Genomic DNA, 19156 nt, shown 5'->3' with positions numbered 1-19156 from the left:
TCGGCGGTGCCAGATGTTTGGTCCCAGCGAACAACTCAGCTGACGCTGGAGCTGTCGGCCCCGATCGATGATCGCGTTGCCTTGCGCAGTACCGTCGCAGCCAACATGCCGCGCAACCAGGTGAGCCCTGCGTCACCGTCCACCGACTTGAGCCACGCCATATCGAGACGATGAGGACGCTCTGGCAGCGGCGAGGGCAGGATGTGCAGGCGCAGCGTCTTGGCAAAAGGGGCCACGGCGCCGAGCGGTAGGGTCGTCAGCAGGTCGGTTGTCGCGACGAGATGCAGCGCCGCCATGAAATGCGGCACCGTCACCGCGATCTGCCGCCTCAGCCCCTGGGCTTCCAGCGCCTGGTCCATCCAGCTTCGGCGCTCGGGGAAGGAGGAGATGCGGACATGGCGCAACCCCAGGAAAGCGGCCATGTCGAAGCGACGCTTCGCATCCCAGGCACGCTGCGCCATCACACAGACATGTGGGTCCTGGCGCAGGCTTTCCCGATGGCAACGCGCCGGCACCTCATCGATCTGGCCTAGCGCCAAGTCGGCCCGTCCCTCATCCAGCATCCGCGGGAGCACCGGACCATCCTGGTCCTGGCCGCGTGGCAGGTGGATCGCTTCCAGTGAAACCCCAGGCGCGGAGGTGCCAAGCGTCTGGATCATCAGTGGCAGCAGCGTCGCCGAGACGTAGTCGTTCATGCCGATGCGAAAGCGTCGCGTGCTGGAGTCAGGCCGGAACGGCTCCGCAGGAAGCACTGCCCGCTCCAGCGCCGCCAGGGCCGCTACGGCGGCAAGGCACAGTTCGGTGCCACGCGGCGTGGGCACCAGCGCACCGGGACCCCGCACGAACAACTCGTCCGCGAAGGCGAGGCGCAGGCGATGCAGGGCGTGGCTCATGGCCGGCTGGGACAGACCGATCATGCGGCCAGCGGCGGTAATGCCTCGGCACTGCCACAGCGCGTTCAGCGCCTTCAGCAGGTTGAGGTCCAGCGATAGCAGCGACCGTATCGGCGCAGGGGCATTCGCGTGGTGCATGTTTTGGATATCTAGCATCGATTTGACGGATTGTGGACCGCCGATGACAGTTTTCCGCGCTTTGCATGCCGGAGGAGGCCCGTGGCGATGGGAGCTGTTTGGAAGCGGATGGTGCGCCTGGCCGGCCTGTCGAGTCTGGCGACACTCGCGATCGGCCCGCTTCAGGCGGAGACTTTGAGCATCGGCATGGCCGGTGCCGTCACCTCCGTCGATCCGCATTTCCACAACGCATCGCCCAACAACAGCATTGCCATGCAGATCTTTGATCGGCTGGTGGAACGGGGGGCGGATGGCGCTCTGGCGCCGGGCCTGGCCGAATCCTGGCGTCCGGTGTCGGAGACGGTATGGGAATTCAGGCTGCGCCCCGGCGTCACCTGGCATGACGGCAGCCCCCTGACTGCCGACGACATCGCCTTCAGCTTCACGCGCGCCCGCAACGTTCCGAACAGCCCCGGCGGATTCGGGGGATTTCTCCGCAATGTCGCCGCTGTATCCAGCACTGACGCCACGACGTTGCGGATCGAAACGCACGGCCCATCTCCCGGCTTGCCTGGTGACCTCGTCAATGTGGCGGTGATCTCGCGCCATGCCGGGAAGGAGGCCACGACCGCGGACTACAATGCCGGTCGTGCAGCCATCGGCACGGGCGCTTTCCGCCTGCGCTCCTTCCGGCCCGGCGATCGGGTTGAATTGGAACGAAATCCAGCCTGGTGGGGCGCGCCCGTGGCGTGGGAGGCTGCGACCTATCGCATGATGCCGAATGCCGCGGGCCGCACCGCGGCGCTGCTGTCCGGCGATGTGGACATGATCGAGATGCCCGCCGCCTCCGACCTGCCTCGGCTGCGTGGCACCGCCGGGCTTGTCGTGGTCAGCGCCCCTGGTCTTCGCGTGATCTACCTGGCACCCGAGCATGGCGACGCGGTACCGGCACCCTTCGTCACGGCGGCAGATGGCAGCGCCCTGGCCGGCAATCCGCTGGCGCGGCGCGAGGTGCGGCAGGCGCTCTCCCTCGCCATCAACCGGACCGGCCTGGCCGAACGCGTGCTCGAAGGCACGGCGGTGCCGACGGTGCAGATCCTGCCGCTCGGCACCTTCTCGGCTGTGCCGACAGTGACGGTCGGCGAACCCGATCCAAACCGGGCCCGCGCGCTGCTGGCCGCGGCCGGCTATCCAAACGGCTTCCGCCTGACCTTGCATGTGCCGACCGACCGATATCCCGGCGCGCCTGCCGTGGCGCAGGCGGTGGCACAGATGTGGACGCGCATCGGTGTGCGCACCAGCGTCGTCTCCATGCCCTGGAGCGCTTATGCCACGCAGCGCGGCAGCTTCGCGATGCATGTCGTCGGGCTCGGCAACGCAACCTTCGATGCGACCTCGATGCTGGTGAATGTGCTGGGCACACCCGATCGCGCCCGCAACATCGGCGCCGGCAACACCTCCTCCTACAGCAATGCGGCGCTCGACAGCCTTGTCGAGCGCGCAGCCGGCACATTCGATGACGCCGTGCGGGAGGAGATGCTGCGCGAGGCCACGCGTCTGGCGATGGCCGATGGCGCCATCATCCCCCTCTACCACCAGACCAACAGCTGGGCGTTGCGCCGCGGCCTTGCCTACCAGCCACGCCTTGATGAGCGGACGCTCGCCAAGGAAGTCAGGCAGGCCACACCGTGACACCGACGCAGGACATGAATGGAAGCATGATGGACGCGATCTATCCGGGTGACGCCTGGGAGGATGTGGAGCCGCGGGCGGCCGGCTTCGACCCCGCGGCGCTGGAGCAGTTCACCGAAGGGCTGCGTGCGCTGACGACGACCTCCTTCATGGTCGTCTCGCGCGGCCGCGTGGCCTATCGCTACGGTGACGTCTCTGAAGTCAGCTACTTGGCATCGACGCGCAAGAGCATTCTCTCTTTGCTCTACGGTCCGCACGTCGCGTCCGGACGTATTGACCTTGGGCTGACGCTGGAACAGCTCGGCATCGACGATGTGAAGGGACTGCAGCCCGCGGAGAGGCGGGCGACGATCCGCGACATCCTGACCAGCCGTTCGGGCGTCTATTATCCCGCGGGCAGTCCAGGCGGCGACGACGACGGTACCCCGCCGCGCGGTTCCCACGCGCCGGGCACGCGCTTCCACTACAACAACTGGGATTTCAACGTCGCCGGCGCGATCTTCGAACAGCTCACCGGCATCGCCGTTCATGATGCGCTGCGTGACCAGCTTGCCATTCCGCTGGGCTTCGAGGATTTCGATCGCGACCGTCAGCGCATGCTCGGCTATCCTGACCGCTCGCGCTTCCTCGCCTATCACATGTTCCTGTCGGGCCGCGACATGGCGCGGGTCGGCTTGCTGGCGCTGCGTGGCGGGCGCTGGAATGGGCAGCAGGTCGTGCCGGAATCCTGGGTGCGGGAGAGCACTGCGCCGCATGTCCAGCCCGAGGACATGCAAGGCCGGTTTGCCGATCGTGGCCTGGGCTACGGCTACTACTGGTGGCTGCCGATGCACTCCCAGGCGCCGGAATGGGAAGGCGCCTTCCTCGCCTCGGGCCATTATGGACAGTTCATCCTGGGCCTGCCGCGGCTCGATCTGCTGATGGTGCATCGCCGCGCCATCACGGACGAACGCGCGATGCGGCGAAATGCCGGCATCGATCTCGGCGACCTGCCTTCCGTCTCCAGCACGCAGATGGTTGTGCTGGGCCAGGCCGTGCTGGACGCCCGCGCGTGACACCACGCGTCGCCTTCATCGCCACGGGCGGCACCATCGCCTCACTGGGGCATGGACCGCTCGACACCTTCGACTACGCTTCCTCCGGCAAGCCGCTGCTTGATGCGGCCGGTATCCTGGACTGCTTTCCCGAAGTTCGGGCCGTCGCCGATGTCAGGCCGGTCACCTTCAGCGCGGTGCCGAGCACCGGGCTGCATTTCCCCACCTGGAAGGCACTTGTCGTGCTGTGCGACCAGCTCCTGGCCGATGACCCCGGCCTTGCCGGCATAGTCATCGGCCATGGCACGGCGACGCTCGAGGAAACGGCCTATGCGCTCCATCTGACGTTGAAGGTGGCGGTGCCGGTCGTGCTGGTCGGGTCGCAGCGACCGGCTTCCGCCTTGTCCACGGATGCCGGCATCAACCTGGTCAACGCCGCACGCGTTGCGGTCGACCCGGCTTCACGCGGGCTCGGCGTGCTCGTCGTGCTGAACGACGAGATCCATGCGGCGCGCGACGTCGCCAAGACCTCGACGAGCCGCTTGCAGACCTTCCGCACACCCGATTTCGGTGCCCTCGGCCATGCCGATGGCGACGCGATCGCCTATTATCGGCGCCCGCTGCGAGGTGGCGCGCCGCAAACGGAATTCGACATCCGCTCCCTCGCGGCGCTGCCGCGCGTGGACATCAGCTACGCCTATGCGGGTGCCGACGGCGCGGCCGTGCGTGCTTTCCTGGGGGCCGGCGCCGAAGGCATCGTCTCGGCGGGCTTTGCGCCGGGTTCCTGCGCGCCCGGGGAGCTCGACCTGTTGAAACAGGCCGTCGCGAAGGGCGTCGTCGTGGTGCAGTCGAGCCGGGCCGGATCCGGCCGCGTGCCACGGACCACGAAGCTCGCGCAGCACGGCTTCATCGACGCCGACAACCTCACTCCGCAGAAAGCCCGGATCCTGCTGTCGCTCGCGCTGTCGGTAACACGCGATCCGGCGCGTATCTCGACCATCTTCGCGACCTACTGAGACGGCACGGGCCGCATCGCCATGAGAGGGAAATCCATGAACACGGTGTCAGCCGATATCTCGGCCGAAGTCAGCGGTGAGGCGATGATGGCGAACCTTACCCAGATTGCGCGGTGGGTGAAGCTCTCCGGCACGGCCGAGGAGCTGGAAGGGCTGCGCTTCGTCGAAAGCCGGATGGCGGCCTATGGCTGGCGCACCGGGATCGTGATGCACGATGCCTATATCAGCCTGCCGGGCGCCGCGCGCGTGCTGGTGGATGGGGTGCCGGTGAAGGCGATAACGCAGTCGTTCTCGCTGCCCTCCCCACGCGATGGCTTCTCGGCAGTGCCGGTCTATCTCGGCCATGGGACGGTCGAGGATTTCGCCGGGAAGGATCTGCGCGGCGCGTTGCTGCTGCTCGAAGGCATGGCGACGCCCGCTGTCGCCCGGCGCGCGACCGAGGCCGGGGCCGCCGCCCAGCTCCATATCAGCCATCACGAGCATATCCACGAGATGTGCATCTCGCCGGTCTGGGGCAACCCGTCCGCCGCCACGCGCCGCGACCTTCCCCGCACCGTGGTGTGCAGTGTCGCGCATAGGGACGGTGCGGCGATCCGCGATGCGCTGGCCGATGGCAAGCGCCCGATTGTGACTCTTCATGCAGCGGTGGATACCGGCTGGCGGAAGACGCCGATCCTCGTCTGCGATCTGGACGGGCCGGGCGGCGCGACGGATCCACTCGTCCTGCTCTCAGGCCACCATGACACCTGGTACCACGGCGTCATGGATAACGGGGCGGCGAATGTCGCCATGCTGGAGGTGGCACGCATTGTCGCGCAGCGTCGCAGTGACTGGCGCCGTGGCATGCGGGTCTGCTTCTGGTCCGGCCATAGCCATGGCCGCTACTCCAGCTCCGCCTGGTACGCGGATGAACATTGGGACGAGCTCGACCGCCGTTGCGTTGCGCATGTAAATGTCGACAGCCTTGGCGGCATCGGCGCGACCGTCCTGACCAACACCAAGAGCACGGCCGAGTTGCGGCGCCTCGCCGCGGAGGCGGTGCAGCGGCATGCCGGCCAGGCGCTGAAGGGCGTGCGGCGCGGGCGCAATTCCGATGAGAGCTTCGTCGGCATCGGTATCCCATCGGTGTTCGGATCGATCAGCGCCCAGCCGCACCAGCATCAGCAGGCGCGCAACGCGCTCGGCTGGTGGTGGCATACGCCTGACGATCTGATCGACAAGATCGACGAGGCGAACCTGGTGCGCGACACGCGGGTGTTGCTGGATGGCTGTTGGGCGCTGCTCAGCGAGTCGGTGCTTCCGCTGGACCATGGCGCCACGGCCGACTCGCTGGCGGCGGAGTTGAACCAGCTCGCCCCCTCCCTCGCCGGGCGCTTCGATCTCGCGCCCCTCGTCGCCGGGGCGGCAAGGCTTCGCGAGCTGGCGGATGCCGTCGACGCGCGGCGGCACACGGCCCCGGCGGCGTCGCTGGCAGTGGCGAACGCCGCCCTGATGCGCGCCTCCCGCGCACTGGTGCCAATGGACTGCGCGGAGGGTGAGCGCTTCACCCACCCCGATGCATTGCCGCTGGCCGCCTGGGCGCCGCTCCAGCCGATGCGATCCCTCGCGGCAAGCGCGCCGGGTTCGGAAGATGAGAAGTTCGTCGCTGTGGATGCGGTCCGTGCGCGCAACCGCCTCGCTCATGCGCTGCGCGAAGCCGAGGCTGCACTGGATGACGCGCGGAATGCCCTGGGCGCCTAACGCCGGCAACCGTTTCCGAAGGAGCAGAGCATGATCCATCGTCGATCGCTTGTACTCGGCAGTCTGTCTCTGCCGGCCATCGCCAACGCCCAGCCGGCAGGCCCACTTCGCGTCATTTGTCCCTGGGCCCCTGGCGGCACGACCGATGCTTATCTGCGCGGCGTCGCGCCTCTGCTCAGCGCCCGGCTTGGCCGCGACGTGGTGGTCGAGAACCGCGGCGGCGCCTCAGGTTCCGTCGCGCTCGGCTGGCTGAAGAATCAGCGGCCCGATGGGTCGGTGATTTCGCTCGCGACGGACGCGGCGTTCCGCGTCGCGATCGTGCAGCCTGTGCCTTATGATGCCCTGAAGGATTTCGACTATCTGGGCGGCATGGCCGACACGGTCAGCGGCTGGGCCGTGCGCCGCGACAGCCCGATCACCTCTCTGGGCGACCTGGTGGAGCGTGCCCGCGCGAAGCCGGAGGGCCTCACCTATGCCGCCGGCGGCACGCCGGACAATCCGCCGCTTGGCATGCGGCTGCTCGAGCATCGCAGCGGCGTCAGCTTCTTGTTCGTACCATTCGCGGGCGGCAGCCAGATGGTGACAGCGGTGCTCGGTGGCACCGTGGATGTCGTCTTTGATTCGATGGGCACCTTGGCTGGGCCGGTGGAGGGCGACGCGCTGCGGCTGCTCGCCCTGGCGGCCGAGGAGCGCGCGAGCCGCTGGCCGGACACGCCGACGGCGCGCGAGCTAGGCTTCGATGCGGTGCATACGCTGCATACCGGATTCATTGCCCCGCGCGGCCTTCCCGTCGCAGTGAAGCAGCAGTTCGCCCAAGCACTCCAGAGCGTGGCTGCGGACCCGGCACATGGCGTGCTGCTCCAGCGTCTGGCGCTCGTGCCCTGGACGCGCGATGCAGCCGGCTATGAGGAGGCGATCCGTACGATGTTTCGCGAACTCCCGGTGCAGCTGCGCGAACTGGGCTTGCCTACCCGTTTGTGAGAGGCGGTTGGGCAACGCTACGCCGTGGCTCGAAGGCGGGAGCGGCCAGCAGGCCGGGGCTGCTTTGGTTTGCGGGAACTGAGTTGGCCGCCGATGCGGTGCCGGCCTATCGGCAGGGTAGCGCCCATTCGCCGGCCAGGCATCGATTGTCCCGCGTGAGGTCGTCACGCTCGGCGCCTTCGCCCGATTCAGCGTGGGGCGAGAAGCTCCGGTGGCTTCGCTACAACTCGCCTGCCAGGAGCGCGTCGAGATCCTGCCCCAGGCTCTGCCATTCCTCCGGCGTGAACGTCATCAGGCCGAAGGCGCGGTACATATACGCGCCTTCGGCCGCCAGCAGCGCCAGGCGCGCCCGGCGTCCCTCGGGGGTCGTCAGGTCGAGCCCCCCGAACCTGCCACGGTACCAGTCCCTGAGGGCGGCAACATGCTGCTCCGTCTCGATGAGCGCCGCCATCATCCCAGCGGCGCGGGTATAGACATCATCCGTCAGGTCGATCGTCGCGCGGACATGGCCGCGCACGGCCTCGACCGGGCCGGGAGAGGCGCCGACCAGCGGAACAACCTGCGCGTCATACTCGGCCTGCCAGCGATCCATCAACGCAGCGATCAGGTCGTTCTTCGTGCCGAAGGACGATTGGATGCCGCCCTTGGACACGCCGGCCGCCTTCGCCAGGGCCTCGATGGTCAATCCGCGGGGGCCGTCCCTGAGGAGGATGTCCTCCGCCAGGCCCAGCACCCGTTCGCGATCGATGGCAGGGCCACGTCCCATTGAACCTCCTTGATCTCATTCAAATACGTTCGTATGTATTCTGCGCCTAACCGTGCCGTCAGGCAACCACTGCCTCTCACCGCCCCTGTCCCGAGACCTTCGCCATGCATCGTCGCGCCGCGCTGCTTCTTCTCGCTCTCGCCGCCTGTGACGACCAAGCATCGCAGGGAGTGGCCGCGATGCCGCCGGCGAAGGTGGGCGTCGTCGTCGCACGGCTGCAATCCACGCCCTTTGCGGTCGAGTACGGCGGCCGCGTTACCGCGGTGCGCCAGACCGAGGTGCGCGCCCGCGTCGGCGGCATCCTCCTGGAACGGGCCTATACGGAGGGAAGCCTGGTCCGGGAAGGCGACGTGCTGTTCCGCATCGATCCCGCGCCCTACCAGGCGAATGTGGCGCTCGCTGAGGCGCAGGTGCAGGAAGCCGCGGCGATCGTGCAGCGCGCGCAGCGCGACCATCGCCGCGCCACCGAGCTTCTGCGTGCGGATGCTGGCAGCCAGAAGGCGCGCGACGACGCCGCGGCCGCGCTGGCGCAGGGCGAGGCGAGCCTCGCCGCGGCGCAGGCGCGCCTGGCGCGTGCGCGGCTGGACCTCGACTACACCACCGTGACGGCCCCCATCTCCGGCGTCACCAGCCTCGAGACCTTTCCCGAGGGCAGCCTGATCGGCACGGGCGAGAACAATTCGCTGCTGACGCGCATCACGCAGCTCGACCCGGTGCATGTCGCCTTCGCCTTCAACGGCGGCGCCCTGGCCGTCCTGTCGCAGCAGGGCGTCCGAGGCCTGCCCGCCAAGGTGCTGCTGGGCCCGGGACCGGAGGACGGCCCGGAAGGCGAAGTCAGCTTCACCGATGCGACCGTGGACCCGACCACGGGCATGGTCCGCGGCCGCGCGACTTTCGCGAATGCGGACAGGCGCCTCATTCCGGGCCAGTTCGTGCGCATCCGCATCACCGGCGCGGCGCGGGACGTCATCCGCATCCCGCAGGCAGCCGTCCAGCAGGATGTGCAGGGGCTCTATGCCTATGTCGTCGGCCCGGACGGGAAAGCGGAGCGCCGTCCCATTCGAACTGGCCGGATGATTGCGCGCGACTGGGTCATTGAGGAAGGGCTGCACCCCGGCGACCGTGTCATCGCCGAAGGCGTCGTGAAGGTTGTCGAGGGCGCGCCTGTCGAGATCCAGGAAGCGACGCCATGAGCCCGCGCTTCTTCGTCGATCGGCCGGTCCTGGCCGGCGTGCTGTCGATCGTCATCGTCCTGGCCGGATTGCTGGCGATGCGCGTGCTTCCCGTCGCGCAATACCCGCAGATCGTGCCGCCGCAGGTCGTCGTCTCCACGACCTATGCCGGGGCCGACGCGGCGTCCGTGGCGCAGACCGTGGCGGCGCCGCTCGAACGCGCCATCAACGGGGTGGATGGGCTGCTCTACACGCAATCCGTCAACACGGATGGCGCGCTCACGCTCACCGTCAGCTTCCAGATCGGCACCGATCCGGACCAGGCGACGATCAATGTCAGCAATCGCGTGCAGAGTGTGCTCGCCACCCTGCCCAGCGAGGTCCAGCGCGTTGGCGTGACCGTGTCGAAGCAATCCAGCGCCTTCCTCGCGGTGGTATCGCTGACGGCCACGACGGACCGTTTCGATGAGGTCTTCCTCAGCAACTACGCCCTGCGTAACGTCATCGACGAGATCAAGCGCGTTCCCGGCGTGGGCAACGCCGCCCTGTTCGGCCAGCAGGAATACGCGATGCGCGTATGGCTGAATCCCGAAAAGCTCGCGCAATTCTCCCTGACGGCGTCGGATGTGGCGGCTGCCATTCGCGAGCAGAACCAGCAATTCGCGGCGGGGCAGATCAATGCCGCGCCGACCGCCGGCGGCGGCGCCTACACCTATGCGATGACGACGCAGGGGCGGCTGCCGGATGCGGCGGCGTTCGGCAATATCATCCTTCAGGCGCGCGAGGATGGGTCGACCCTGCGGCTGCGTGACGTCGCCCGCGTCGAGCTTGGCGCCCAGCAGTATGATTTCGTGGGGACCCAGGACGGCCGGCCGAGCGCGCCGTTCGGCGTCTATCTCCAGCCCGGCGCGAACGCGCTGCAGACGATGGCCGCCGTGACCGCACGGATGAACGAGCTGGCGGCCTCCATGCCTCAGGGGATGATCTACTCCGTCCCCTACAACACGACGACCTTCGTCCGCGTGTCGATCGAGCAGGTCATCTACACCTTCGTCGAGGCGCTCATCCTCGTCGTCGCGGTCGTCTTCCTGTTCCTGCAGAACTGGCGCGCGACCGTCATCCCGCTGATCGCCATCCCGGTGTCGATCATCGGCACCTTCGCCGGCATGTATGTCCTTGGCTTCAGCATCAACATGCTGACGCTGTTCGGCATGATCCTCGCGATCGGCATCGTGGTGGATGATGCGATCGTCGTGGTGGAGAATGTCGAGCGCCTGATGGCCGAGGAAGGATTGTCGCCGCGCGAGGCCTCCATCAAGGCGATGCAGGAGGTGACGGGGCCGGTCATCGCCATCGTGCTGGTGCTGTGCGCCGTCTTCATTCCCGTGGGCTTTCTCGGCGGGCTGAGCGGCGAGCTGTACAAGCAGTTCGCCATCACGATTTCCGTCTCGGTCGCACTGTCGGGCTTTGTCGCGCTGACGCTGACCCCCGCCTTGTGCGCGAGCATGCTGAAGGCCGGTCACCGCAACAGGCCGCTGCTGCCCTTCCGCATCTTCAACCGCGGCTTCGACGCCGTGACGCGCGGCTACACCACCGGCGTGCGCTTCTTCCTGCGGCGCAGCCTGCTGGGTCTGCTCTGCCTCGCCATGGTGTGCGTCCTGACGGTGGCGCTGTTCCGGCAGGTGCCGGGCGGCCTGGTACCGGAGGAAGACCAGGGCAGCCTCTTCGTCGTCTGGAACATGCCGCCGGCGACGGCGCTGGACGTCACGGCAGCCTCCGGGGCGGAGGTCGAACGCATACTGCTGGCCCATCCGAGTGTCAGGACGGTCACCTCCTTCGCGGGCTTCAACCTCCTGTCCAACGCACCCAGCACCAGCGCCGGGGCCGCCTTCATCGAGTTGCGCGACTGGTCTGAACGGACCGCCCCCGACCAGGATGCCCGTGTCCTGGCCAATGGCCTGTTCGCCGCGCTGTCGGAGGTGCGGAATGCGATCGTCCTCGCCTTCAACCCACCGGCGATCGATGGCCTCGGCAATGTCGGCGGCTTCGAGATGCGGGTGCTCGATCGTGCCGGTCTGGGCCGGGAGGCGCTGGCCGAGGGCGCCCGCGCATTGGTGCAGGCCGCAGCGCAGCGCCCCGAACTCACCGGCGTGAGCACGACCCTGCAGACGAATGTGCCGCGCTATCGCCTGGATATCGACCGTGACGCCGCCAAGGCCCGGGGCGTCGCCTTGTCGTCGCTGTTCGAAGCCGTGCAAAGCACCTTCAGCAGCCTCTACGTGAACGACTTCTCTCTGATGGGCCGCAACTACCGGGTCAACCTCCAGGCCGATGCCGATTATCGGCGCGATCCGACCGATCTCGACCGCGTCTTCATCCGCGCATCCAACGGCCAGATGGTGCCGGCCAGCGCCATGCTGACGCTGACCCGCGTGGTAGGCAGCGACCTGGTCGAGCACTTCAACGGATTCCCGGCAGCCACGATCAACGGATCCGCGGCGCCAGGCTATTCCTCCGGCCAGGCGCTTGCGGCCATGCAGGAACTCGCCGCCGCGACGTTGCCGCGTGGCCTTGGCATTGCCTGGACGGGCGCCGCCTATCAGGAGCTCGCCGGCGGCAACGCGGGTGCCTTGGCGGTGGGCTTCGGCATCCTGATGGTGTTCCTGATCCTGGCCGCCCAATATGGGCGGTGGACAATGCCGATCGCCGTGCTGCTCGCTGTGCCGTTCGGACTGCTGGGCGCGCTGGCGGCGGTGTGGCTGCGCGGGCTCAACAACGACATCTACTTCCAGGTCGGGTTGATCACGCTTGTCGGGCTGGCTGCGAAGAACGCAATCCTGATCGTGGAGTTCGCGGCGCAGCAGCGCCGGGCAGGCAAATCCGCCGCCGACGCTGCGCTGGAGGCCGCCAGGCTGCGCTTCCGGCCGATCATCATGACGTCGATGGCGTTCATCCTCGGCTGCCTTCCCCTGGCGCTCAGCACAGGGGCCGGGTCCGGCAGCCGAGTGTCGATCGGCACGGCGGTGGTGGGCGGGATGCTCGCGGCGACCTTCCTGGCGATCTTCCTGATCCCCCTGTTCTATCGGGTGTTTGCCGGCCGCGCTCAGGCCGAGCGGGACCAGGACGCGACCAGCGTGCCAACGCCCCAGGCATGATCGAGAGCGATTGATGGACGCCATTCAGACGGACCGGTTGATTCTGAGGAACTTCAGGAAGGTGGATGCCGCCGGTCTGCTTGCGTATCTCCACGAACCAAGGGCCGGCTGCTTTCTGTCCGAACGGCTTGAGGATCTGGCTGCAGCAGAGGCGGAGGCCATGCAGCGTGCCGCGAATGATCAGCATGTCGCCGTATGCTTGAAGGGCACCGAGACTCTGATCGGCGACATGTTCTGTTTCCTCGAGGAACCCGATACCTACAGCGTCGGCTGGAACTTCAATGCGGATTTCGAAGGCAAGGGATTTGCCCTCGAAGCCGCGCAGGCACTTTTCACGCATCTCTTCGACACGAGGGGCGCGCGGCGTTTGTACGCCTATGTGGAAGAGAACAACGCACGGTCGTGGCAGCTGTGCGAGGAGCTGGGCATGAGAAGGGAAGGAGTCTTTGTCGAGTTCATATCGTTCCGAACCGACGACAAGGGCGAGGCCGTCTACGAGAACACTTTCCAATACGCGATCTTGCGCAGGGAGTGGCATCGGCCACGGCTCACCGCCCGATGAGGACGACAGACATAGCGCGTTAAGCCGGCATCGCCACGGCTCACCCTTAAGATTGATCTATCGGACAGCGCCGGGAGTAGGCCCGAAGCTGCTAGAGCTGCTGTAGGATCGGCCTGTTGCCGCTGGCCTTTATTCGAGTCCTGAAGCGCATGCTTCCCTTGCGCCAGATCGAGGCTGTCGAACTCATGATCGCCATGGCCCGCTTTACGATCACCTATGCGGAGACGCTGCTGGGCGCGACACCGCAGAGTCAGCTCGGGCCGGAGGAGAAGCCGAAGCAGGTTCGTGGCCTGACGACGGAGACATGGAACGCGAGAGCGGGCAGCTCGAGCGGGAGCTTCGCGTCGCAGAGCGGAGCTATGGTTCTGACCACAGGCATCTCGTGGTCGCGCGTAGCTACCTCACGAAGCTGCTCGGCAACGTGCGTCTGGTGCGCCACCTCGCGCAGCATCATTCCGAGTTCCTCGCCGAGTTCCAACGGATCGCCGATGGAGATGCCGCGACGGCCTGAACCGGTGGGCCGGGCGGCGCCGGCCGTTGGGATGGGGACCCGGCCCCTCAAGCGCAGGGACCGCCGGAGACGCCGCGCGGTGGGGCGGATCGAGGGCGGTGGTGGGGAGGGCGGCGAACCCGCTGGCGCCCAGCAGGCCGGGCGTCATCGGTCTGGCCGGATAGATCGCACCGCATCGGCCACCGTCTTACCTTGGCCAATCAGCACCTCCGCCTGCCGCAGCTTCGCGACCATCTCCTCCGGCGCGTGCGCCTTCTTTCGCCTCATCCCCAATCCCCCCTCGGAGCCGCCGGGACTACATTACCGGCGGACCGCTTCTACGGGGTCAGGTCAGAAGGGCGCGCTGTGGGCCAGGCTCTCCACGGGAGCGCCCGCACGACAAAGGCGGTCCGTCACGCGATCCAGCATGGTCAAGCGAGCCTCAGGGATCTGGCGCGACGCTACGGGACGGACCCCAAGACCATCGCCAAGCCCTGGATCCAGCCGCGCGCGATGGCGGCGTCGCGGTCCACGAAGATCAGGGGGCAGTGGTTGACAGCTATCCCCTCGAAACGCGCCTCGGCGAGGATAAACGCTTCGCGGTACTGGTAGCGTGCGGGATCCGTCAGCTCCTCATTGGATCCGGTGAACTGCCAGTCGAGACACCAGAAGAGGCAGCGGCCATTCGACCCGGCATCTGGCACCATGCCGGGCGGCAGCAGCGCCTCGACCGCTGCCGGATCGGACCAATACTCGACGGCGATGCAGTCGCTTGGATAGTGCCAGGACGGCGGTCGCGTGATAGCGGAGTCACCCTGTAGCGTCAGCGGGACGGCAAAGCCCTTCAGCACCAGATGACATCCGTCCCTGGGCGGTCGCCGACCGCGATGCCGCGTCTTCATCCTGCGAGGCATGCGGGATATTTCACTCCGCACTTCAGGATTTCCGCGTTCTCGGATGGACGTAGCGAGAAGCCAGCGTCAGCGGATCGCCGCCTGCACCCAGCTGCGCAGACCCGCGATGCTGCGGAAATCCTCGACCGCGCGCAGCTCCTGCGTCGGAAACCACCCTGCAGCGCCACGACTCAGCACCGCTCAAGGCCCAAGTTCCAGCGCCGCCGCCGCATGGCAGGCGCGGCAGCTTTCGAGACAGGCCGCCCAATCGATCGGACTGGACATCTGACGCGCGAGCTTTTCGATACCGGTGTCAATGTCGCGCAGGATCGCACCGCCGATTCCGCTCAGCAGGTGGCAGCCCGACTCCGGAAGACGGGGAGCCGCCGCGCGCAGCGCCGCCAGGAAAGGCTCCGAAGCCGAGGACAGCAACGGCGTGTGCGGCGGGACCGCGACCCGCAATCGCACCACGCGCCTCGCACCGGCCGCGTTGGCGTCCTGACAGGCCGCGTCGAGATCAGTGCCCGAGCCACCGATGACGAAAGTGTCCACGTCATCGATTCGCGCGATGAAAGCGGCATGGTGCGCAACGATGCTGTGCAGAGTTGTCGGTCGAATTCCGACGATGACTGCCAGGCCGCCATCCGCCGGAGCAGCGGCATCCATGCGTATCGCCCGTTCCTGTATGAGGGGGAACAGGGCCTCGGCGCCGATTGCGCCGGCGCAACCCCAGGCCGCGACTTCACCAACGCTGTAGCCCGCCATGACCACGACGCGCGGCCTCGCCTCGCCGAGCGCGGCCCATGCCGCCATGGCCTGCGTACAGCACAGGATCTTACCGATCCGGTCCGAGTAGAGCGTTGCTGCATCGGCAACACGCACGACATCCCGCGGATCCTGCCCGAGGACAGCCGCCGCCGCGGCGAAGATGGGCTCGGCTTCGGGGTTCGCCGCGACCAGGTCGAACGTGGCGGGGTGCTGCGCGCCCTGCCCCGAGCACAGGATCGCCAGTGGCCGTTCCATCAGGTCAGGATCAGCGCCACGGGAAGGGCCACGGCGCTGGCGAGCGAGCTGACGATCAGCGTCGATCCGGCAAGGCTGGAATCGACACCGTAGCGCAAGGCGAACAGCGCCCCGAAGAAGCCGGACGGCAGGGCACACAGTAGAATCGCTGCCCGCCGCGCCTCCACATCCAGCGGCATCGCAGCCAGCAGCAGCACGGCAAGCACGGGATGCACCGCGTTCTTCAGCAGCACCCCGCTCCAGACATTTCCGCTCAATGCCATCCGTTGCGCTGATAGGATCAGCCCGGTCAGGAAGAGCGCCACACCGCCCGCTGTTTGGCCAATCAGCTCGAAGGAACGGCCAACCGCATCGGGCATAGATACGCCGAGCAACGATAGAGCGATGCCCGCCAGCGGTCCCAACACAACCGGCTTGCACAGCGAGCGGCCGATTGCGCGCATCACGCCGGTCGTCCCGGACCGCTCCGCGCCGGTCGCCTCGAGAACCGCAAGCGTAAGCGGCGACAGCACCACAGAGCCCGTCGCGATGGACAGCGCGACGTAGAGAGTACCAGCCGGTCCGAAGACAGCAGTAATCAGCGGCAATCCGGCCGCGGCATAGTTTGGCAGCGCCACCGTAAGGGCCTGGACCGAAGCTTCCGCCGCGCTCAACCGGAACAGCGCGCGCTGCATGACAAAGGATATCCCGTATAGCAGGAGCATCGATGCTGCGAAGATCGTCACCAGCGGAAGCTGCGCCAGCAGCATGGCGCGTGGTGTCGCGGCGGTGGCAGCGAACAGGGAGGCCGGCAACGCGAAGTCCATCACCAACGCGTTGAGTTCCCCGACATGTCGATTGTCGATGTCCCGCATCCAGCCTGCGAAGTAGCCAAGCGCCATAACGGCAAAGATCGGCACCAGCGCGTCGAGTAGTATTGCCGTCACTGCCGTTCGCCCGGTCTGCTGATGCTGTCGACGAACAGCGTCATGGCCAAGAGGTCGGCACACCCGCCCGGGCTCAGGCCAAGGGCGACGAAGGCCGCGTGGGCGGCAGCCGCGCGTTCGCGCCAATCCATCATTCCGACGCCACCGCGCCCGAGGAAGGCCTCGGCCATCGCAGCGGCGATCTGTTGCCCCTCGGCCCCTCCCCGGTGCAGCAGGTTGGTGTCCTGCACAGTGGCGATCAGTGCGAAGCACGCCTGAACGGCCGCCGCGTCGCGATCGTCGGGCCGCAGGAGGCGGTCCCGTTGCAAGGCGGGCAGGCCGATCTCATGGACGCTGCAGAACCCGGCCGCCGCCTCGGCTCGTGCGCCGCCGGCCCCATGCTGTCGAAGGGCCGCGGCGCCATGGCTGAAGAGCGGTGAGGGACCGCGCATGATCGCATGACCCCAACGGCGTCGGAGCACCTCGGCCACCCGGGAGGGCACAATCGCGGACTGCATGTACCCTGCCGCGGCACAGAGCAGCCCCAACCCGAATATCGCACCGCGATGCATGTTCACCCCTCCCCTGGCCGCAAGCATCGCGGCCTCGACGCGCAACCCAAGCTCCCGCAACTCCTCCATCGGCGCGTCATGCTGGCCGGCAGCAGCGAACTCTACGAAGAAGGATCGCAGCGTCTCGGCGCTCGTCGCGAGCAGGTCGGCGTCCATATCGTTGTGGCTGCCGCTGTCGATGCGGCTCACAAGGCCCGGTTTGCGCCATGCGTCCAGTTCCTTCAGCAGCGCGTCCGCTGCGCGATCGGCGATCATGCGCGATGCCTCGGGACGGGATGTCCCGAAGGCGGGTGGAGCCGGCGCGGCGGCTGTCATGCGTCGGAACCGACAGGCGAGAGGCTCGCCCGGAGGACCAGGCGGACGCCGGCCAAGCTCTTGCCAAGAACGTCGATGTCGCCGGACGCGGTGTCCGCATTCCAGAGTTCACGCCAGTTCCCCGCCACGCCGTCCGGTAGGATCACCTCGCCATCGATCCGAAACGGCGTGTCCCGCTGCAACCTCGCAATGCCGCGCAGCAGCGGATGGATATCGCCGAGACGCCGGACAGGCCACAGCAGATCCAGGTCGGAGGCGGGCGTCAGGTAGGGCAGTCCCGTGACGTGATGCCACAACAGGCTGCCGACCACAGCAGGCTCGACACCGTAGCGCTCGCCGAACTGAAGCAGCGCCGGGACGGTGGGCCGCCGGCCTGGATCGACAACCCAGGCCGCCGCCCGAAGGGAGGGTGGCCGTCGGACCCGAAGGATGGCCTCGGAGGGCAGGAGCAGGCCTACGCGATGTCGCCCGGCCCCGGGCGGCAATGGCAGGCCGACGGCCACCAGATCGTTGTCCTCCGCCTCGGCATGGCGGCGGAGTATGACGGGCCAGCCGCGCTCCACCCAGCCTCGAACGAACGGCAACTCGGCCATCGCCGGCGACCGATCCAAGGCAGAGCGCCAGGCATCAGACGCAATCAGCAGAAGGTCGTGACGCCGCCGCGAGGCAACGGGGATATCAGCCATGGACCGCGGCCTCGGCGACCTTCCTGGCGATCTCGCCGGCAAACAGACGGCCATGTCGCTCCAGCCCGAGCTGATCCCTGACGTCCGCAGCCGGAGCATCGCGCGCCAACAGCGCGGCCAGGCGCGCAGCGAACTCCTCCCCTGCTTCCCAGGCTTCCGACACGGCTCCAGTCGCGAAGAGTGGCGCAACGCCCGGGGCAAAGATCGGCGAGGACTGCGCCAGGCTTTCCAGCCTGTCGAGCGGCAGCTTGGTGACGCGGGAGATAGACGGCAGATCCATCACGCTAGGTGCGGCGTCCGGCAGGGCGACCAGGGTCTGGCTGGACAGCGCCGCGGCAATGATGGCCCCGGCCGCCGCGGTGCCGTACAGCACACTCACCGACCGATGACCCTGCATGGCCGCGAGGGCCAGGCTCTTGGCGAGATGCGCCAGAAACTCATTGAGTCCGAGCAGTTCCTCGCGCCGCGCCATGGCTTGACTGGCGGTATCGACCAGCACGACGATCGGCTCCGTGCCGCCGGCCCGCACCGCATCGAGGACGTGGCCCGCAAGCAGTAGAGCACCGTCGACGCCAAGCGGCGTGCCGCCGACGATGCCGATGACGTCACCGACGCCGGCGACGCGCGCGGTGCCGTCGATCGTTCCGAACGGCCCCGGCTGCACCATATGGCCATCGGGCAAAAGTGCTGTCAGGATCTCATCGGGCGTCATGCTGCGCTCCCGCTACCCGAGGCGTGGCGAGAAACGCCGCGTCGTCGAGCTCGCTGACCCGCTCGGGCTCCGGCAAGTCGGCGAACCGCCAGATCTCCGGCGTGTCCCTGCAAGTCCCGAATAGGTTCAGCCGATCCGTGAGGCGCTGCTGCTCCGCCGTGAGCGTCGCGAGGTCAATAGCGGGCGCCTGCGTCGTCAAGGCGATGGTGGCCGCGCGCATCGCACCGATGCTGCCGGTCACATAGCGGTCGGCGCCGCCCAGCAGATAGCGCGATCGGGCCCCGCAGATCCGCCAGACCAGTGCGCGGTCGCGGGAATCGAGTTCCTCCAGGCGTGCATCACGGTCCTGCTGCCGGGTGTTCCAGCCGTTCATGGCCGGGCCTGCTCAGCGATATCGGCCCGCAGGCGGTGACAACCCGTCGCGCGGCGTTC

At 67.6% G+C, this 19156-nt stretch carries 17 protein-coding genes and 2 pseudogenes; 10 read left to right on the top strand and 9 right to left on the bottom strand.

Going from position 1 to position 19156, the window contains the following annotated elements; genetic code table 11:
* Window positions 1-35: 35 nt before the first annotated feature.
* Window positions 36-1250 (bottom strand): LysR family transcriptional regulator, encoded by a 1215-nt coding sequence (locus KPL78_RS26030; protein ID WP_255569470.1) that lies wholly within the window; start codon window positions 1248-1250, stop codon window positions 36-38.
* Here KPL78_RS26030 and KPL78_RS26025 point away from each other — a divergent pair.
* Genes KPL78_RS26025 through KPL78_RS26010 form a run of 5 tightly spaced genes read left to right on the top strand, consistent with a single transcriptional unit; the run spans window position 1218 to window position 7473 of the window.
* Window positions 1218-2702, top strand: a complete 1485-nt coding sequence (locus KPL78_RS26025; protein ID WP_255569469.1) for an ABC transporter substrate-binding protein — start codon at window positions 1218-1220, stop codon at window positions 2700-2702. The two genes, KPL78_RS26030 and KPL78_RS26025, sit on opposite strands and share 33 nt — an antisense overlap.
* A gap of 26 nt (window positions 2703-2728) precedes the next feature.
* Window positions 2729-3757, top strand: a complete 1029-nt coding sequence (locus KPL78_RS30505) for a serine hydrolase domain-containing protein (RefSeq protein WP_255569468.1) — start codon at window positions 2729-2731, stop codon at window positions 3755-3757.
* On the top strand, window positions 3754-4752 hold the full coding sequence (locus KPL78_RS30915) for an asparaginase (protein ID WP_369412862.1): 999 nt from the start codon (window positions 3754-3756) through the stop codon (window positions 4750-4752). Before KPL78_RS30505 ends, KPL78_RS30915 begins: the two co-directional genes overlap by 4 nt.
* Before the next feature lie 36 nt (window positions 4753-4788).
* Window positions 4789-6492 carry a M28 family peptidase gene (locus tag KPL78_RS26015; RefSeq protein ID WP_219765936.1) on the top strand — a complete coding sequence of 568 codons (1704 nt, stop codon included), beginning with the start codon at window positions 4789-4791 and terminating at the stop codon, window positions 6490-6492.
* Window positions 6493-6522: 30 nt separating this feature from the next.
* Window positions 6523-7473 carry a Bug family tripartite tricarboxylate transporter substrate binding protein gene (locus KPL78_RS26010; RefSeq protein ID WP_219765934.1) on the top strand — a complete coding sequence of 317 codons (951 nt, stop codon included), beginning with the start codon at window positions 6523-6525 and terminating at the stop codon, window positions 7471-7473.
* 220 nt (window positions 7474-7693) lie between these two features.
* On the opposite strand, the gene KPL78_RS26005 is transcribed toward KPL78_RS26010, so the two are convergent.
* Window positions 7694-8239 carry a TetR/AcrR family transcriptional regulator gene (locus KPL78_RS26005; protein WP_219765933.1) on the bottom strand — a complete coding sequence of 182 codons (546 nt, stop codon included), beginning with the start codon at window positions 8237-8239 and terminating at the stop codon, window positions 7694-7696.
* Window positions 8240-8418: 179 nt separating this feature from the next.
* Between KPL78_RS26005 and KPL78_RS26000 the strand changes: the two genes are divergently transcribed.
* The 5 genes and pseudogenes from KPL78_RS26000 to KPL78_RS25980 all read left to right on the top strand — a co-directional run.
* Window positions 8419-9432 (top strand): efflux RND transporter periplasmic adaptor subunit, encoded by a 1014-nt coding sequence (locus KPL78_RS26000; protein WP_255569467.1) that lies wholly within the window; start codon window positions 8419-8421, stop codon window positions 9430-9432.
* Window positions 9429-12566, top strand: coding sequence for an efflux RND transporter permease subunit (locus tag KPL78_RS25995; protein WP_219765930.1), 3138 nt, complete (start codon window positions 9429-9431; stop codon window positions 12564-12566). Before KPL78_RS26000 ends, KPL78_RS25995 begins: the two co-directional genes overlap by 4 nt.
* Window positions 12567-12579: 13 nt before the next feature.
* Window positions 12580-13128, top strand: coding sequence for a GNAT family N-acetyltransferase (locus KPL78_RS25990; RefSeq protein ID WP_219765928.1), 549 nt, complete (start codon window positions 12580-12582; stop codon window positions 13126-13128).
* Window positions 13129-13277: 149 nt separating this feature from the next.
* Window positions 13278-13639, top strand: a pseudogene (locus KPL78_RS30910) (plasmid partitioning protein RepB C-terminal domain-containing protein).
* Window positions 13640-13984: 345 nt separating this feature from the next.
* Window positions 13985-14110: pseudogene (locus KPL78_RS25980) on the top strand (IS481 family transposase); the annotation flags it as partial.
* On the opposite strand, the gene KPL78_RS25975 reads toward KPL78_RS25980, so the two are convergent.
* The 7 genes from KPL78_RS25975 to KPL78_RS25945 all read right to left on the bottom strand — a co-directional run bounded on the left by KPL78_RS25975 (window position 14080) and on the right by KPL78_RS25945 (window position 19097).
* Window positions 14080-14520, bottom strand: a complete 441-nt coding sequence (locus tag KPL78_RS25975; RefSeq protein ID WP_255569492.1) for an acetoacetate decarboxylase family protein — start codon at window positions 14518-14520, stop codon at window positions 14080-14082. The pseudogene KPL78_RS25980 and the gene KPL78_RS25975 overlap by 31 nt on opposite strands.
* A 192-nt stretch (window positions 14521-14712) precedes the next feature.
* Window positions 14713-15534 (bottom strand): acyltransferase domain-containing protein, encoded by an 822-nt coding sequence (locus KPL78_RS25970; RefSeq protein ID WP_219765924.1) that lies wholly within the window; start codon window positions 15532-15534, stop codon window positions 14713-14715.
* On the bottom strand, window positions 15534-16460 hold the full coding sequence (locus KPL78_RS25965) for an AEC family transporter (protein ID WP_219765923.1): 927 nt from the start codon (window positions 16458-16460) through the stop codon (window positions 15534-15536). The genes KPL78_RS25970 and KPL78_RS25965 overlap by 1 nt, the downstream gene beginning before the upstream one ends.
* Entirely contained in the window at window positions 16457-17266 is an 810-nt protein-coding gene (locus tag KPL78_RS25960) for a triphosphoribosyl-dephospho-CoA synthase (protein WP_255569466.1), read from the bottom strand. The genes KPL78_RS25965 and KPL78_RS25960 overlap by 4 nt, the downstream gene beginning before the upstream one ends.
* Window positions 17267-17322: 56 nt before the next feature.
* Window positions 17323-18012 (bottom strand): malonate decarboxylase holo-[acyl-carrier-protein] synthase, encoded by a 690-nt coding sequence (mdcG, locus tag KPL78_RS25955; protein ID WP_219765920.1) that lies wholly within the window; start codon window positions 18010-18012, stop codon window positions 17323-17325.
* A complete protein-coding gene (locus KPL78_RS25950; protein ID WP_219765919.1) occupies window positions 18005-18724 on the bottom strand; it encodes a biotin-independent malonate decarboxylase subunit gamma in 720 nt (239 codons plus the stop codon). Before KPL78_RS25950 ends, mdcG begins: the two co-directional genes overlap by 8 nt.
* The gene (locus KPL78_RS25945; protein ID WP_219765918.1) at window positions 18711-19097 is read right to left on the bottom strand and encodes a Clp protease/crotonase-like domain-containing protein; all 387 of its coding nucleotides are present in this window, start codon (window positions 19095-19097) and stop codon (window positions 18711-18713) included. Before KPL78_RS25945 ends, KPL78_RS25950 begins: the two co-directional genes overlap by 14 nt.
* Between the last annotated feature and the right edge of the window lie 59 nt (window positions 19098-19156).

The sequence above is a fragment of the Roseomonas alba genome (genome assembly GCF_019430885.1).
GTDB lineage: Bacteria > Pseudomonadota > Alphaproteobacteria > Acetobacterales > Acetobacteraceae > Neoroseomonas > Neoroseomonas alba.
This window is presented reverse-complemented; position numbering and strand designations above follow the sequence as displayed.

Bases quoted from the DNA above. Each gene is read 5' to 3' on its own strand.
- KPL78_RS30505 (WP_255569468.1), top strand. From the start codon at position 2,729: ATGATGGACGCGATCTATCCGGGTGACGCCTGGGAGGATGTGGAGCCG.
- KPL78_RS25995 (WP_219765930.1), top strand. From the start codon at position 9,429: ATGAGCCCGCGCTTCTTCGTCGATCGGCCGGTCCTGGCCGGCGTGCTG.
- KPL78_RS25960 (WP_255569466.1), bottom strand. From the start codon at position 17,266: ATGATCGCCGATCGCGCAGCGGACGCGCTGCTGAAGGAACTGGACGCA.
- KPL78_RS26015 (WP_219765936.1), top strand. From the start codon at position 4,789: ATGAACACGGTGTCAGCCGATATCTCGGCCGAAGTCAGCGGTGAGGCG.
- KPL78_RS25975 (WP_255569492.1), bottom strand. From the start codon at position 14,520: ATGAAGACGCGGCATCGCGGTCGGCGACCGCCCAGGGACGGATGTCAT.
- KPL78_RS25970 (WP_219765924.1), bottom strand. From the start codon at position 15,534: ATGGAACGGCCACTGGCGATCCTGTGCTCGGGGCAGGGCGCGCAGCAC.
- KPL78_RS26010 (WP_219765934.1), top strand. From the start codon at position 6,523: ATGATCCATCGTCGATCGCTTGTACTCGGCAGTCTGTCTCTGCCGGCC.
- KPL78_RS25990 (WP_219765928.1), top strand. From the start codon at position 12,580: ATGGACGCCATTCAGACGGACCGGTTGATTCTGAGGAACTTCAGGAAG.
- KPL78_RS26000 (WP_255569467.1), top strand. From the start codon at position 8,419: ATGCCGCCGGCGAAGGTGGGCGTCGTCGTCGCACGGCTGCAATCCACG.
- KPL78_RS25950 (WP_219765919.1), bottom strand. From the start codon at position 18,724: ATGACGCCCGATGAGATCCTGACAGCACTTTTGCCCGATGGCCATATG.
- KPL78_RS25945 (WP_219765918.1), bottom strand. From the start codon at position 19,097: ATGAACGGCTGGAACACCCGGCAGCAGGACCGTGATGCACGCCTGGAG.
- mdcG (WP_219765920.1), bottom strand. From the start codon at position 18,012: ATGGCTGATATCCCCGTTGCCTCGCGGCGGCGTCACGACCTTCTGCTG.
- KPL78_RS26030 (WP_255569470.1), bottom strand. From the start codon at position 1,250: ATGCGGATCGACGGAGGTGACGGCACCGGCCATGCCGATGCTCAAAGT.
- KPL78_RS26025 (WP_255569469.1), top strand. From the start codon at position 1,218: ATGGCCGGTGCCGTCACCTCCGTCGATCCGCATTTCCACAACGCATCG.
- KPL78_RS26005 (WP_219765933.1), bottom strand. From the start codon at position 8,239: ATGGGACGTGGCCCTGCCATCGATCGCGAACGGGTGCTGGGCCTGGCG.